General features: G+C 38.2%; 17 protein-coding genes. 5 read left to right on the top strand and 12 right to left on the bottom strand.

Annotated features, from left to right (window positions below; all coding sequences use genetic code 11):
- Window positions 1-274 precede the first annotated feature (274 nt).
- The 5 genes from rplS to WA338_RS08195 form a co-directional block, all read right to left on the bottom strand.
- Window positions 275-625, bottom strand: a complete 351-nt coding sequence (gene rplS, locus WA338_RS08215) for a 50S ribosomal protein L19 (protein WP_009779972.1) — start codon at window positions 623-625, stop codon at window positions 275-277.
- A gap of 136 nt (window positions 626-761) precedes the next feature.
- The gene (gene trmD, locus WA338_RS08210; RefSeq protein ID WP_009779973.1) at window positions 762-1,439 is read right to left on the bottom strand and encodes a tRNA (guanosine(37)-N1)-methyltransferase TrmD; all 678 of its coding nucleotides are present in this window, start codon (window positions 1,437-1,439) and stop codon (window positions 762-764) included.
- Between the two features lie 15 nt (window positions 1,440-1,454).
- Window positions 1,455-2,063, bottom strand: coding sequence for a hypothetical protein (locus tag WA338_RS08205; protein ID WP_009779974.1), 609 nt, complete (start codon window positions 2,061-2,063; stop codon window positions 1,455-1,457).
- A 155-nt stretch (window positions 2,064-2,218) separates the two neighbouring features.
- Window positions 2,219-3,667: a glyceraldehyde-3-phosphate dehydrogenase gene (locus tag WA338_RS08200; RefSeq protein ID WP_009779975.1), complete on the bottom strand. Its 1,449-nt coding sequence runs from the start codon at window positions 3,665-3,667 to the stop codon at window positions 2,219-2,221.
- Between the two features lie 254 nt (window positions 3,668-3,921).
- Complete coding sequence (locus tag WA338_RS08195) at window positions 3,922-5,319, bottom strand: trypsin-like peptidase domain-containing protein (protein WP_009779976.1); 1,398 nt, start codon at window positions 5,317-5,319, stop codon at window positions 3,922-3,924.
- 134 nt (window positions 5,320-5,453) lie between these two features.
- Between WA338_RS08195 and dapF the strand changes: the two genes are divergently transcribed.
- From dapF to WA338_RS08175, 4 genes are all read left to right on the top strand, one after another.
- Window positions 5,454-6,230, top strand: a complete 777-nt coding sequence (gene dapF, locus WA338_RS08190) for a diaminopimelate epimerase (protein WP_009779977.1) — start codon at window positions 5,454-5,456, stop codon at window positions 6,228-6,230.
- Entirely contained in the window at window positions 6,218-6,760 is a 543-nt protein-coding gene (locus tag WA338_RS08185; RefSeq protein ID WP_009779978.1) for a GNAT family N-acetyltransferase, read from the top strand. The genes dapF and WA338_RS08185 overlap by 13 nt, the downstream gene beginning before the upstream one ends.
- The gene (gene mltG / locus WA338_RS08180; protein WP_009779979.1) at window positions 6,750-7,793 is read left to right on the top strand and encodes an endolytic transglycosylase MltG; all 1,044 of its coding nucleotides are present in this window, start codon (window positions 6,750-6,752) and stop codon (window positions 7,791-7,793) included. The genes WA338_RS08185 and mltG overlap by 11 nt, the downstream gene beginning before the upstream one ends.
- Window positions 7,794-8,025: 232 nt before the next feature.
- The gene (locus WA338_RS08175) at window positions 8,026-8,685 is read left to right on the top strand and encodes a hypothetical protein (protein WP_009779980.1); all 660 of its coding nucleotides are present in this window, start codon (window positions 8,026-8,028) and stop codon (window positions 8,683-8,685) included.
- A gap of 47 nt (window positions 8,686-8,732) precedes the next feature.
- On the opposite strand, the gene WA338_RS08170 is transcribed toward WA338_RS08175, so the two are convergent.
- The 3 genes from WA338_RS08170 to dnaA are packed head-to-tail and all read right to left on the bottom strand — an operon-like array spanning window position 8,733 to window position 11,403.
- Window positions 8,733-9,452, bottom strand: a complete 720-nt coding sequence (locus tag WA338_RS08170) for an SAM-dependent methyltransferase (protein ID WP_336092943.1) — start codon at window positions 9,450-9,452, stop codon at window positions 8,733-8,735.
- Between the two features lie 15 nt (window positions 9,453-9,467).
- A complete protein-coding gene (locus WA338_RS08165) occupies window positions 9,468-9,923 on the bottom strand; it encodes a low molecular weight protein-tyrosine-phosphatase (protein WP_009779982.1) in 456 nt (151 codons plus the stop codon).
- Between the two features lie 49 nt (window positions 9,924-9,972).
- Complete coding sequence (gene dnaA, locus WA338_RS08160; protein ID WP_336092941.1) at window positions 9,973-11,403, bottom strand: chromosomal replication initiator protein DnaA; 1,431 nt, start codon at window positions 11,401-11,403, stop codon at window positions 9,973-9,975.
- A gap of 200 nt (window positions 11,404-11,603) precedes the next feature.
- Here dnaA and WA338_RS08155 point away from each other — a divergent pair, with 200 nt between their 5' ends.
- Window positions 11,604-12,020, top strand: coding sequence for an acyl-CoA thioesterase (locus WA338_RS08155; RefSeq protein WP_336092939.1), 417 nt, complete (start codon window positions 11,604-11,606; stop codon window positions 12,018-12,020).
- Here the strand turns inward: WA338_RS08155 and WA338_RS08150 are convergent.
- Genes WA338_RS08150 through ribD form a run of 4 tightly spaced genes read right to left on the bottom strand, consistent with a single transcriptional unit; the run spans window position 12,007 to window position 15,158 of the window.
- Window positions 12,007-12,624 (bottom strand): IMPACT family protein, encoded by a 618-nt coding sequence (locus WA338_RS08150; protein ID WP_336092937.1) that lies wholly within the window; start codon window positions 12,622-12,624, stop codon window positions 12,007-12,009. The genes WA338_RS08155 and WA338_RS08150 overlap by 14 nt on opposite strands.
- Window positions 12,624-13,502 (bottom strand): GRP family sugar transporter, encoded by an 879-nt coding sequence (locus WA338_RS08145; RefSeq protein ID WP_336092935.1) that lies wholly within the window; start codon window positions 13,500-13,502, stop codon window positions 12,624-12,626. The genes WA338_RS08150 and WA338_RS08145 overlap by 1 nt, the downstream gene beginning before the upstream one ends.
- Window positions 13,499-14,113: an HAD family hydrolase gene (locus tag WA338_RS08140; protein WP_336092932.1), complete on the bottom strand. Its 615-nt coding sequence runs from the start codon at window positions 14,111-14,113 to the stop codon at window positions 13,499-13,501. Before WA338_RS08140 ends, WA338_RS08145 begins: the two co-directional genes overlap by 4 nt.
- Window positions 14,106-15,158, bottom strand: coding sequence for a bifunctional diaminohydroxyphosphoribosylaminopyrimidine deaminase/5-amino-6-(5-phosphoribosylamino)uracil reductase RibD (gene ribD / locus WA338_RS08135; RefSeq protein ID WP_336092930.1), 1,053 nt, complete (start codon window positions 15,156-15,158; stop codon window positions 14,106-14,108). The genes WA338_RS08140 and ribD overlap by 8 nt, the downstream gene beginning before the upstream one ends.
- Window positions 15,159-15,169 lie beyond the last annotated feature (11 nt).

Raw genomic sequence — 15,169 nt, 5'->3', positions numbered from 1 at the left:
ATTTGAAAATCCCACCCAATAGCTTTACCTGTTTTCAAGAAACTACTGCTATACAGTGGTAATGCTATTGGAAACAGAATGAATTTCAAAAAAAATCATTCTAGAAACGTTTGATATAATAAAGGTAATAAAAATTCTATAACGTTGTAGCTGAAATTTGAATTTTATTGTTAACCATTGATTAACAGTATATTTGAACATTTGTTGATAACGAATGGCTATCAAATAAAAATGCTCCCGTTTGGGAGCATTTAAATCGTATGTAGAAAGAAGTTTATTTTCTAACTTCTTTAATTCTAGCTTTCTTACCAGTAAGACCTCTAAAGTAGTAAATACGAGATCTACGTACTTTACCTCTCTTATTGATTTCAATTTTTTGAAGAGCTGGCATATTAATTGGGAATATACGCTCAACACCAACAGTACCAGACATTTTTCTGATAGTGAATGTTCTTGTTACTCCGGTACCGCGTACTTGAATTACAACACCTCTAAAGAACTGTGTACGTACTTTTTCACCTTCACGGATTTCATAGTAAACAGTGATTGTATCACCAGCACTGAATTCTGGAAATTCTTTTTTCTCTACGAATTCGTTTTGTACAAAACTTATTAAATCTTCCATTTTTAAGATTTTTTAAAATTGAATAAAAGCAACATTCACGTATCTCGCCAGAGGTTGGTTCTATGAGCGTGCAAATTTACTATAAAAAATAAATTAGACAATTGTTAATCCTAATTTTTTATAAAGAAACTAGAAATTAGTCTTTTAACAGATCTGGTCTTCTGTTAAGTGTGTGTTTATAAGCCTGTTCCTCGCGCCAAGCTTCAATTTTTGGAGTGTTACCTGAGGTGAGTATTTCAGGAACTTTCCAACCTTTATACTCTGCAGGACGCGTATAAACCGGTGGAGCCAACATATCGTCTTGAAAAGAATCGGTTAAGGCCGAAGTTTCATTCCCCAAAACACCGGGAATTAACCGAATAACCGCATCACATAAAATGAGCGCTCCCAATTCGCCACCACTTAAAACATAGTCTCCAATAGAGATCTCGCGCGTGATAAATTGATCACGCACGCGCTGGTCAACTCCTTTATAATGCCCGCAAAGAATAATGATGTTTTTTTGAAGCGAAATCGTATTGGCAATTCCCTGATTAAGGGTTTCTCCATCAGGCGTCATATAGATCACTTCATCGTAGTCGCGTTCTGCTTTGAGGCCACTGATGCACTTATCTATAGGTTCGATCATCATGACCATTCCTGCGCCACCGCCGTATTGATAATCATCTACTTGCTTATACGCATTGGTGGTGTAATCTCTAAGATTATGAAAATGAACTTCAACAAGACCTTTTGCAATCGAACGTTGCATAATTGAGGCTTCAAACGGACTCTTTAAAAGTTCAGGAACAACTGTGATGATATCAATACGCATGAATAAAAGCTTTTGCTATTGTTTTTTAACAGCTTTATTACGCTCATCCTGAAGTAAGCGTCCCATCTTTTGCTCTTTTTCCAGTGCTTTTTTACGGTATTCTTCATACTCAGATTCAACATCTGCCAACTTTTGTCGGGCTTCCTGCGTATGTGCGTTACTTCCTTTAAATTTGAAAATGAAGAAAATTAAGGCTAAAGCTAAAACCGCCACAATGCCCCACATCATTCCCATATAACTGCCTTTACTCATAGGCATACCTAGGAAAAAAATAGAGTCTTTTTCTGCTCTGGTTTGATCGAGCGTACCTTGTGTATCTTCAAGTGATTTGTTTAATTCACTGATTTTTGCATCCTGAGTTTGAATTTCCTCCTGAAGCCCTACTATTTGTCCTTTCAATCCATTGATACTATCGGCAGCGTTACTTTTCAGTTTTTGAAGCGCATTTTGCTTAACAACTTTATATTCCTGATAGTTATTTGAATTTTCAAGTAAATCTTCAAACTGTTGCGAGATCGTATTTACTTTAGGCTCGGTTGGTTGTTCTGCGTTTTGCGTTTCTTGAGCCGAAACAGCTGCTATCGCAAAAAAGAAGAGGAGGAAGTTGATTTTTATAGTATTCATTTTAGCTAGTCATTTTTCTATGTGTGGGAAAACGGAGCGTATCCCATCTTAGTATATAAAGCCTGCAAAAATAATCAATTCTAAGCGTTTTACTTCTATTAGCATAATAAATATAAACTTTAGTTTATGTTATCAATTTACTGAAATTCAAAGGATTAATAATAGGTGAATCTTCGCACTTTTGAAATATACTTTGCGAGTCTAATAACTTGATGGCTGTAACCATACTCATTGTCGTACCAAATATACAGCACAGCATTTTCTGAATCTGAAGAAACCAACGTAGCCTGACTGTCATAAATGGAAGGTGCCGAAGAGCCAACGATATCGCTGGAAACAAGTTCTGTATTGATCGAATATTTAATTTGTTCGACCAGATCACCTTCTAGAGCATACTTTTTTAAAGTTGCATTAATGGTTTCAACCGTGGTTTTTTGTTTCAGTTTAAGATTGAGTATCGCAAGCGAACCGTTAGGCACCGGTACGCGTATCGCATTTGAGGTAAGTTTTCCTTCGAGGTCTGGTAGGGCTTTAGCAACCGCTTTACCGGCTCCCGTTTCTGTAATGACCATATTGAGCGCAGCTGCGCGGCCTCTTCTATATTTAGAGTGCATATTATCGACCAGATTTTGATCATTGGTATAGGCGTGTATGGTTTCTAAATGACCAGTGGATATACCAAAAGTTTCTTCAATAACTTTTAAAACCGGAGTGATCGCATTGGTGGTGCAAGAGGCTGCAGATACGATTGAAGTTTCGTCAGGGTTCACCTGTGTGTGATTTACTCCGTGAACCACATTGGGAATTCCTTTTCCCGGGGCGGTGAGCAGTACTTTTGAAACTCCTTTTGCAATTAAATGTCTGCTCAATTGCTCTTGATCTCTAAAAGCACCGGTGTTATCAATAATGAGTGCTTCGTCAATGTCGTATTGAGTGTAATCAATATCTTCAGGATTGTTGGCTGAAATTAATTTTACCGTAGTACCGTTTATGATTAAAGCTTCACGTTCTAAACTAACATCTATAGTTCCCGGAAAATCCCCGTGAATACTATCACTTTTTAAAAGAGATGCACGTTTTTTTAAGACCGCTTCATCAATAGCGCCACGAACAACAATGGCTCTAAGTCTTAACTGATTGCCGCTTCCCGTTCGGGTCATTAATTCGCGTGCGACAAGTCGGCCAATTCTTCCAAAACCGTATAAGACCACATCTTTGGGAGAGATAGCTTCTGCGTCTTGTGCGTCTTTTAATTTGTCATGAACAAAGGCTTTAGCGTCGGTATATTCATTGTCTTCAATATGGTATTCATAAGTAAGTTTACCAATATCAAGTTTAGCAGGAGGGAGGCTGACTTGCTGAATAGCCTTAGCGAGTTCTACACTATCAAATATGGAAATAGGTTTTTGAACAAATGCTCCGGCATAGGCGTGCAAATTGAGGATTTCGCTCACGTTACGATCAATAAGCTGATTTCTGAATAATACCAGTTCGATATTATTATCATACCAAAGATCACTAACGATTTTAATGAACTCAATGGTGGCACGGCGTCTGTCGGCTTGAAAGGCAAGTTCTTTTTCGTAGGTATTAGGAGTTGTCATTAGTTAAGTGTGTTGTATGTTTAAATTTTCGGCAAAGATACTTAACTATATCGTTTTCGTTGTGCGATTTTAGAATAAAAAAAGCCCTTCGATCGAAGGGCTTTAATTTCACTAGAATTTCTCGATAATTGAGATTAAATGACAGGATACTAATTTTATTGGCGCCGCCAAAGGGTCAAATACTCCGTGGCTTGTCTCGAAATTAAACGTTGGTTTCCAGACAATGCCTTATGGAATAGCCCTGAGGTGATTTACTATTGAAAAATAATTTGCTTTTTCTCTCCATCTTTCCCTACAAAGCTTATGCTCACCGGCTCATTTGGATTTTTAGCATTCATAATGCGTTTTACGTCATCTACCGATTGTACAGCTTCCTCATCTATTTCGGTGATCAGGATGCCATTTAATCCATATCTTTTTAATTTCTCATTAGTGGCCTGAGAGATCACGACTCCATTCCTCACTCCGTATTCTTTCAGTAAATCTTTAGACGCCTCGCGAACTTCTAAACCTGGTTTTTCAATAACAAAAGCTTCATATTTTAAGAGGGTTACAGGAACTGTATTGCGTTCACCGTCTCTGGTATAAGTTACTTGCACCACGTCATTAGGACGTTTTGAACCAAGATATCCAGATAAATCTGAAAATTTATTTACCTCTACATCATCAATTTGAGTGATAATATCTCCTTCTTGTAATCCAGCTTTTTTTGCGCCGCTTTCAAATTCAACATTTGCAACATAAACACCTTCAACAGCATCAACGTCAAGCTGACTGGCAATACTTGGGTTTAAGCTGGTTCCGCTTACTCCTAATATTCCACGTTGTACATCACCATATTCAAGAATATCTTCTACAATTTTACGCGCATTATTAGAGGGTACAGCAAATGCGTAACCTACATAACTACCGGTTTGTGAAGTAATAGCGGTATTGATACCAATTAATTCTCCATTGATATTTACTAATGCACCACCACTGTTTCCGGGGTTGATCGCAGCATCGGTTTGAATAAAAGATTGCGGATTTGAATCATATTCATTGATATCTCGGGCTTTAGCCGAAATAATTCCTGCAGTCACTGTGCTAGTTAAATTAAATGGATTTCCTACAGCAAGCGCCCATTCTCCAAGACGCACATTATCTGAGTCTCCAAAAGGTAAATAAGGAAGGTCTTCATCAGCATCGATTTTTAAAAGTGCGATATCTGCTTGCGGATCTGTACCGATTACTTCAGCTTTAAAGGTTCGGTTATCATTTAAAGACACATCAAGTTCTGAAGCTCCATCGATCACGTGATTGTTGGTTACAATATAACCATCTGCAGAAATAATCACGCCACTACCGGCACCTACGAGTCCTTTGCGGGTTTCTCCACCACCATAGAAGAATTCTCTTAAATTACGGGGTTGCCTTTGGGTTTGTACATTTTTTACGTGAACAACAGCATGAACGGTACGGTCGGCAGCTTCGGTAAAGTCGGCATTCGTGCTGCTTATCGGTCGGCCTTCATAGCTTACAGTACTAAAATTAGAATTAGTAGTTGGGTTAGAAACTTCAGTTCTAGACTCATCTTCCAGCAGCTTATATGCTCCCAGAGTAATACCACCACCTAAGATGGCAACAAACAATAGGCTTGCAAATTTTTTCATAATACGTTTCTATTTTTTTATATAACATTATAAATACGAGTGACAGTATATCGTGTTGCAGTATTTAACTCGGTCTTAACAAGGTGTAGAATATTCGCTTTATGTATTTTTGCGAAGCTTAAAAAAAACCAGCTATGTCTATACCTTTTTATAAATACCAAGGCACCGGCAACGATTTTGTAATGATCGATAACCGTCAACATATATTTTCCAAAAATGATACCAAACTCGTAAAGCAACTTTGTGACCGAAAATTTGGCATAGGTGCAGACGGTTTGATCTTGCTTGAAAACCACGAGGATCAGGACTTTACCATGGTGTATTATAATGCAGATGGCAACCCAAGTTCAATGTGTGGTAATGGAGGGCGTTGCATCGTAGCTTTTGCTCAAGAGTTGGGAGTGATTAAAAATTCAACCACTTTTGAAGCAATAGATGGTTTACACGAAGCGTATATAAAAGATGGTCTGGTACATCTTAAAATGCAAGATGTTTCAGAAATCAAAGAATATGAAGATCATTTATTTTTAGATACCGGCTCACCGCATCACGTGCAGTGGGTGAACGATATAGAACATTATGATGTGAAAAGTAATGGAGCAGCATTGCGCTACGGACCGCTTTACGGCAAAGCCGGAAGTAACATCAATTTTGTTGAAGCTACGACTGAAGGCTTCAGGTTGCGTACCTATGAGCGTGGAGTAGAGGATGAGACGTTGAGTTGCGGTACGGGAGCAACCGCGGTAGCTTTGGCCATTCACAAACAGGGAAAAGTAAGTCATACGAGTATTCCCTTACAGGTAGAAGGTGGTAATTTAAAAATCGAATTTGAACCAGAAGGAGTGGGGTATAAAAATATCTTTCTCATAGGCCCGGCCCAAAAAGTTTTTGAAGGAGTATGGAGGGATTAACGCTAAAAGGAGACTTAGTTTATTTAAGAGCGCTTGAACCAGAAGATCTGGATCTGGTATTTGAGATCGAGAATGATGAAGACTTGTGGGAGCTGAGTACAACGCTCACTCCGTTTTCTAAATTTTTACTGAAGCAATACCTGAAGAATTCACACAAAGATATTTACGAGGCAAAGCAATTGCGCTTAGTGATTTGCAAAGCCGATAATCAAGAAGCTTTAGGAATGATCGATCTGTTTGATTTTGATCCTAGAAATAATCGTGCAGGCTTAGGGATTTTGATCTTTAGTAAAGTGGAACGTGGAAAAGGCTATGGTGCCGAAGCGTTGAAACTCATTATTAAATACGCCTTTAAACGCCTAGAGTTTCATCAGTTGTATGCAAACATACTTGAAGAAAATGCTCCAAGTATTAAATTGTTTGAAAAACAAGGTTTTGAACGCGTAGGACTCAAAAAAGATTGGACACGCGTAGGCGGAAGTTATAGAAACGAATATTTATACCAATTAATTCACACAGATGTACATTAAAAAAATCATTGCAGCTACTGCAGTAATCGGGATGATTATCGGCGGGATTTTTGCCTACACGATTTACGGTAAGTTTTTCTCTCCCAATACCGCATTTAATAATGGGGAGGCTCATATTTATGTACGATCTGATGCAAACTATAGTGATGTAAGAGCAGATTTAGAACTTCTAGTTAAAGATCTGGAATCTTTTGACCAAGTCGCTGAGCGTAAGGGCTATACGAGTAATGTCAAGGCTGGTCATTTTATTATTAAAAAGGGGAGTAATAATAATGAGATCGTAAATGCGATCCGTAGCGGGAATACTCCGGTCAAAATCGCTTTTAATAATCAAGAACGGCTTGTAGATCTTGCGGGGCGTATAGGGCAACAGCTTGAAGTGGACAGTACAGCGCTGATTGAAGCCTTTACTGATGCTGAATTTTTAAAGGAAAACGGATTTTCTGAAGAAACAGCGCTTACCATGTATCTGCCCAATACCTATGAGTTTTATTGGAATACAGATGCTGAAGAATACCGCGACCGTATGCTCAAAGAGTATAAGAAATTCTGGACCGAGGATCGAAAAGCCAAAGCAAAAGCACAAGGATTAACACCAGCTGAAGTATATACGCTAGCATCTATTGTTCAAAAAGAAACAGCAAAAAATGATGAGCGCCCAAGAGTTGCCGGAGTTTATTTGAATCGTTTGCATAACGGTTGGAAGTTGGATGCAGACCCGACGGTAATTTATGCGGTAAAAAAAACGCAGAATGATTTTGACCAAGTCATAAAGCGTGTTCTATATAAAGATCTGGAAACAGATTCTCCGTATAACACATACAAATATGCCGGTTTACCACCCGGACCTATCTTTATGCCCGATCTATCTGCAATTAATGCAGTGTTAAATCCTGAAAATCATCAATACTATTTCTTTGTTGCAGACGTTTCTAATCCCGGCTATCATCTTTTTGCGAAGACTATGGCTCAGCACAATGCAAACAGAAAGCAGTATATTAATTGGATTAACAAGCAGGGCATTAACCGATAATTTAACAAATGTTAAATGTTTACATAATCTTCAAAAAGGATATTTGTAAATGTTAAAATCGGTAATAAAAAGTAGTGATTGCTTTAAAATAGCAGCTATTTTATTGAATTTGTTGACTTTGGGAAAAGCTTAACCAATTCATAATCAATCGCTTGAATTCTATTCGTATATTTGCGCGGTAATATAGATGGGTATTTCAGTGGCGCGTTACTACCTGTCTGAAAATTAGTTTATGACGAAAAACATAGTAAAACTAGCAGCGCTTCCTTCTGTATTTGGACTTGTGGCATTAAGCATGTCAGTAAAAGATGCAGATAAGCCACGCGAAAATTCTACTGAAGGTTTAGAGTTATTTTATACTGTTCCGCAATTTGATGAAGTAGATTCGTCAGTTTTGGACAACACTTCAAATTTAAATCTTGCTACTCCCGGAAAATCGTTCACAGGTTTCAAAGAAGCTTTAGGATTTAAAGAATCACAAAATGATTACAAGCGCATTAACAAGCTTGGATATTTAGGTAAGTATCAGTTTGGCAGAAGTACCTTGTTGCTTTTAGGAATAACAGATACTGAAGAATTTTTGAACAATCCCGTTTGGCAGGAGAAAGCCTTTGTAGCTAATGCCTCGCGTAACAAGTGGGTTTTAAGAAAAGACATCAAACGCTTTAATGGTAAAGTGATCAATGGTGTGAAGGTGACAGAATCTGGAATTCTGGCAGCTGCGCATCTTGCAGGTCCAGGTAGCGTTAAAAGTTATTTACGCTCTGGTGGCGTAGAGGGTTTTAGAGATGCTTTTGGGACTTCTATACGCAGCTATATGAAGAAGTTTTCAGGATATGATGTTTCTTTTATAGAGCCTAATCGTACTGCGAAAGTAAACTTAGAAAGTTAAGATCAATATTCATATAGAACTAAAAAAGCGACCTGTGGGTCGCTTTTTTAATGTTGTATAATAAAGATCGCGGGTCTTTTATGTAAATCCGGTTTATTGGTTTTCCAGACAGAAATGGGTTTGGTTACGATAAACTCGGTGTTTAATGTGATGTCGCAAGCGATGCATAATCGTGTAGAGCCATTCAAGGTATTGCAAAGTTCGTCAAGCATCTTATTGTTACGGTAAGGGGTTTCAATAAAAAGTTGTGCTTGGTTATAGTCTTTAGAAAGGTGTTCTAAGCGCTTCAGCTCGTTGCGCTTTTCTTTTTGGTCAATGGGTAAATAGCCGTTAAATGCAAAGTTTTGACCATTCATTCCGCTACTCATCATCGCCATTAAGATTGAAGAAGGACCAACAAGCGGAACAACTTGAATACCTTTTTCATGAGCGATGCGCACCACTTCAGCACCGGGATCTGCAACACCGGGAACTCCGGCTTCAGACATTAATCCCATAGATTTACCTTTTAAACAAGCATCTAGAAAGTTAGGTATTTCAGAAACTTCCGTATGTTTATTTAAGGCATGTAGGATTAGGGAAGGTTGTGGTTTTTTTGGAGAAATCTGTTTTATAAAACGACGTGCTGTTTTTTCATTTTCAACTATATAATCATCTAATTGCTCAACGATCTTTTGCACCATTCCCGGCATCACTTCCAAGGGTGGTGTGTCGCCAAGCGTTACCGGAATGAGATAAAGTTTACCAAGTTCAGTTTTGATATGCATAGTTTGTACTTGAGATTAACTAAGTCGCTCTGCAATTTTTGTAGTGGCCTCGTCAAGCATTTCGTAAACGCGGTCAAAACCCCTCAAACTATCATTGTAAGGATCAGGAACATCAACACGTTCTCCCGGAAAGATTTCGTCTAAAATAAGCTGAACTTTTGCTTTGTCTTCATCTTTAGTGGCTTGAGCAACTACATCTTCATAATTGTAATTGTCCATCACAAAGATGTGATCATAGCGATCAAAAAACGCCGGTTTAAACTGCATACCGCGTTGATCTGTGATATCCAAACCATTTTTTTGAGCAACGGCAATGCTTCGGGAATCTGGCATACTGCCTACGTGCCAATGACCGGTTCCGGCAGAATCAACTTGAAATCTTTCAGCATCAAGTTTTGATTTTAGAAGACCTTCGGCGAGTGGTGATCTGCAAATATTACCTAAGCAAACCATTAAAATATGCGTTTTCATCTTCTGTATATTTTAGGAGGTATATTCAGTCTTAAATATACGCTGCGATTTACATCGTAAGCTTTTTGTTGAGATCTTCAACATATTTTCTAAACTGCTTGTCTGTAGAAGATAAATTATCTACTGTTTTACAAGCGTGCAATACGGTGGCGTGGTCTCTTTTTCCTATTTGAGAACCGATACTTGCCAGCGAAGCTTTAGTCAACTTCTTAGCAAAGAACATAGCGAGTTGACGTGCCTGAACAATATGACGCTTACGTGTTTTAGATTGCAGGGTGTCAACATCCATCTGGAAATAATCGCTTACAACCTTTTGGATATAATCTATAGAAACTTCACGTTTGGTATGTTTAACGTAGTTGTCGACAATCTTTTTAGCAAGCTCCAGATTGATCTCTTTTCTATTGAAAGAAGAGTGGGCTATAAGCGAAATTATAGCACCTTCTAACTCACGAATGTTTGTCTTGATATTGTTAGCCAAAAACTCCACAATATCTTCAGGCATTTCTACACCGTCTTGATACAGTTTGTTTTTGATGATAGAAACGCGCGTTTCAAAACCTGGTGATTGCAATTCGGCTGAAAGTCCCCATTTAAAACGAGACAAGAGACGCTGCTCAATATCTTGCATATCAACAGGTGCTTTATCACTGGTTAAGACAACCTGTTTTCCGTTTTGATGCAAGTGGTTAAAAATGTGGAAAAACACATCCTGTGTACCCGCTTTTCCAGAAAGTAATTGAATATCATCTACAATTAGAACATCGATCACTTGATAGAAATGTATAAAGTCATTTCTATTATTCTTTTTAACCGACTCTATATATTGCTGGGTGAATTTTTCAGCTGAAATATATAAGACAGTTTTATCAGGATAGCGGTCTTTAATTTGAACACCGATCGCATGTGCCAAATGCGTTTTACCCAAACCAACGCCACCAAAGATTAAAAGTGGGTTGAATGAAGTTCCGCCTGGTTTATTGGCTACAGCCATACCGGCAGAACGTGCCAAACGGTTAGAATCTCCTTCTAAGAAGTTGTCAAAGTTGTAATTAGGATTAAGTTGAGACTCAATTTCCAGATTACGAATGCCGGGAATCACAAACGGATTCTTAAGCTCGGGATTTTTATTTTTTAAGGGAGCATCAACCTCTTGAGATTTCATTGTATTAGGACGGTTGGTACTCGGAATTTTTTCGGTAAAGGGTTGCTTGTTTCCGTAGGTGTTTTCCATACGGATCACATAAACCAATTTTGCATGTTCACCTAGTTCTTTAGTGAGCGATACCTTAAGTAATTTAACGTAATGTTCTTCTAGCCATTCATAGAAGAATTTACTGGGTACCTGTATGCTTAGCGCATTGTCTGTAAGTTTAACCGCTCGTATAGGTTCAAACCAGGTTTTGTAAGCCTGCGGGGTTATATTGTCCTGTATAAATGAGAGACAATTATCCCATACTGTTTGCGCAGTCATACTCATTCTTGTGGTGAAGTTTTTAGTTATTTTTGGTTTCGGACGACTGAAAAGTGAGAAAATAAAGAGATCTTCGTTTCATTCAGTGCGGGGCAAATATGTGAACAAAAATTGTAATAAAAAAAGAAAATAAGATTGCTTTTTTAGAATTTTTATCGCATACTCTTTTCGCTTTTGAAAGTATAAATTTATTTGTTAATAACTGTATGAAATCGCATAATAGTTTTGTTAAAGTTAGGTACGGTGAGACCGATCAAATGGGAGTTGTTTATCATGGTAATTATCCTCAATATCTGGAAGTTGCACGCATTGAATGGCTTGAAAATTTAGGAATTTCCTACAAAAAAATGGAAGAAAACGGCGTGATGCTTCCTGTTTATGACATGCGAATTTCTTTTTTAAAGCCTGCTTTTTTTGACGATCTTTTAACGGTTAAAACTACCTTGCGAAAAACACCTCGCGCCAGTATAGTTTTTGACTATGAAATTACTAATCAAAATCAAGAATTATTAACAAAAGCAGAGACGACTTTGGTCTTTGTAGATATGAAAACGAATCGCCCTACGCGATGTCCTGAATATATTTTAGAGCTTTTGGCTGAAGACGAAGCTACAAAACAGTAGTTTTTATACCGAAGACCGCATTAAAACGTTCTTGAATTCGCTCCAGATCATTTTTTCTTACTGATACGGTTACTTCACAACTGAGCTCCATTTCTTGGTGTGCGATGTCAAGTTGTTCTTCTTTGATGATGCGCATAACTGTATGCAATAAAGCATACTCGAAGTTCAACTGAAGTTCTTCAGTAATGGTTTTGACCACTATTTTTGAACTTTCTAATGCAAATTGTGCTGCTGTTTTGTATGCCTGAATCAATCCGCCTACACCTAGATTGGTTCCGCCGTAATATCGAATTACCGTTACTAAGGTGTCTGTTACTTCAAAAGATTGCAATTGTCCGTAAATGGGCTGTCCTGCAGAATTGTTGGGTTCGCCATCATCATTAGCTCTGTACTGCTCGTAATTTTTGCCTAACTGCCAAGCGTAGCAGATGTGAGAAGCTTTGTTGTGTTGTTGATGCAGTGCAGCTAAAACTTCTTCAACTTGGGCTTCAGATTTTACCGGATGTGCTTGCCCTATAAACTTACTGCCTCGGTCTTTAAAGAGTGATTCTTCGCTGGTTTTTGCAATCGTTTTATAGGTGTCTCTGCTTGTTTGTTCTTCCATTAATTCGATTTTACAACAGCGATGAGTATAATACTTATTACTGCGATCGCAATGCCGATCCAGTTTTTTGTGGAAAGTTTTTCCTTAAAAAATAAAATTCCGATCAAAGTTGCAGCCATTACAATTCCCACATTGTTCAGTGTAAAAACCGTTGAACTTTCTAGTGAAGGATGTCTTAACGCCTGAACCAAAAAGTAAATGGAATAATAGTTAGGAACTCCCAATGCGATACCGCCTAGCAGGTTTTTAAAATGAAGTTTTTCTTTTCCTTTTAAAAGTTGGTAACCTAAAACGCTGATGCCCAAAATAAATGCGGTGACAAAAATCATCGCCGAGAACAGGGGTACATCTTGTTCGGCCACGTAACTGTCTTCAAGAAATTTGATTGTCGTGTCTATAATTCCACTTCCCAGAAAAACAAGAATAGGGAATAGTAAACTGCTTTGTGTTGTTGTTGATTTATCGTTTGATTTTTTCAGCGAAACCAAATACACTGCGATCAGCGCCAGCAAAATTCCTATGATCTTGAGTGTTCCTGAGCTTTCGTTATAGTAGATCAAACCAAATGTAATTGGTAGTACTACACTCATTTTGGTCGCTACAGAAACTACAGAAAGTCCGCTGCGTTGTGTTGTGATCGCCATCAGATTGAAGATCACTATAAAAAGAACACCCAGAAATAATGTCCCCGGCAACCAAGAATAGGATGGGATTGCAGTAAAATTTATAGGCTGATCATAAGATAATATACCAGATACACTTGCGATGAGGTAATTAACTACGATAGCTTGAAATGTATTGACTTGGTATTTGTCAAATAATTTAAAGACAAGAAAAATAATACTTGAGGATACTATGCTCAGTAAAAGATAGATCAAAATAAGTCCTTTTTTACTTCAAATAGTTGTGTTACGTCTTGTACGCCCGGTTCCAAATGCCAAGTATGAATTCCCATAGATGCGGCTGCCGCAGTATTTAAAAGGGTGTCGTCTATAAATAAGGTTTCTTCAGCGATCAAAGTATCGTTTTGAAGCACGTGATCGTAAATCTCAAGGTCAGGTTTGCGCATATTGATCTTTTGAGAAAGGTAAAAGCGCTCAAAGCAATTTTGAAATTGTGAATACCGCAGTGCACCCATATTCTTAATCACCTGTTCTATATGTAAATCATTGGTGTTGCTCAAAAGGAAAAGTCTGTAGGTTTTGTCTTTTGCCAGTTGCATAATCCAATCCAAACGATGTTGCGGGAAATCTAAAATAATACTGTTCCAGGCTTGTTTAAAAGATAATGCGGTGAGTGAAGGAAATTTTTTGAGATAGTTTTCTGTAAGTTGCTTACTTTTCATCAAGCCTTTTTCATACATATTATGCCAAGTGGTCATCTCCTCATCAATATGCCGAATTCCCATTTTGGCTAAAGCTTGCTCGGGAGCTTTTTTATCGAGATTGATGAAGACATCACCAAAATCGAAAACAATGTTTTTAATCATTTACGTGAGTGTAATAGACCAAATGGTCACCGGTTAGTTGACTAGATCTTATAGGTTGAGCATTGGATAGTTTAGGAGCGCTTATTCCATTATGGAAGTTTTGTTTCCCTTTAAACACACGGGCTTCATCCCAAAGTTTTTGATCAATGAAATTTTGTAAAGTGGCACTTCCACCTTCAATGATCACCGATTGTAAACCTTCTTTGTAAAGCGTTTGGAGCACTTCGGTAATCAGGTTTTTATCAAAATCAACGGTGATATATTTTGTTGAACTTGTACTTTCTTTGCTTTTTTCAGTAAAAACCAGTGTTGTAGCGCTTTCATCAAAAGCCCTACTTTCCTCAAAGATTTTGAGTTCGCGATCAAGAACAATTCGCGTAGGGGATTTACCGCTCCAATCTCTAGTAGTAAGGCTGGGATTATCTGCTTCTACGGTTTTGGTTCCTACCAAAATACTTTGTTCTTCTGCGCGCCACTTGTGTACTAATTGCTTGCTGTAGGCGTTGGTGATCCAAACCGGTTCACGGGTGCTTCTACTCTTCGCTTCAGGAGCAATAAAACCATCCAGACTTTCTGCCCATTTTAGGATTATATAAGGACGCTTTTGTTGATGAAAAGTAAAAAAGCGCTTGTTAAGCTGTTGGCATTCTTGCTCAAGAACACCAACTAAAACCTCACAACCAGCATCGAGTAATTTTTTGATTCCGCGGCCCGCAACTTCAGCAAAAGGATCAACCGTACCTATGACCACTTTTTTAATTCCTTTAGCGATAATCAGATCGCTGCACGGCGGTGTTTTTCCATAATGACTGCAAGGTTCAAGACTTACATAAATGATAGATTTGTCGAGTAGTGATTGATCATTTACGCTGTTTACAGCATTTACTTCGGCGTGGGGTTGCCCGGCTTGTTGGTGCCAACCTTCACCTATAATGCGGTCTTCATAGACAATAACACTGCCTACCATTGGGTTGGGATAGGTGTTGCCAAGACCGTTTTTGGCCAGTTGCAGGCAACGCGACATATATTTTTCGTGTATCTTCACAGCCTCAAAAA

This window comes from Leeuwenhoekiella sp. CH_XMU1409-2 (assembly GCF_037029365.1).
Lineage (GTDB): Bacteria > Bacteroidota > Bacteroidia > Flavobacteriales > Flavobacteriaceae > Leeuwenhoekiella > Leeuwenhoekiella blandensis.
Note: the sequence above shows the minus strand (reverse complement) of the source record. Positions and strands in the feature narration are given on the sequence as shown.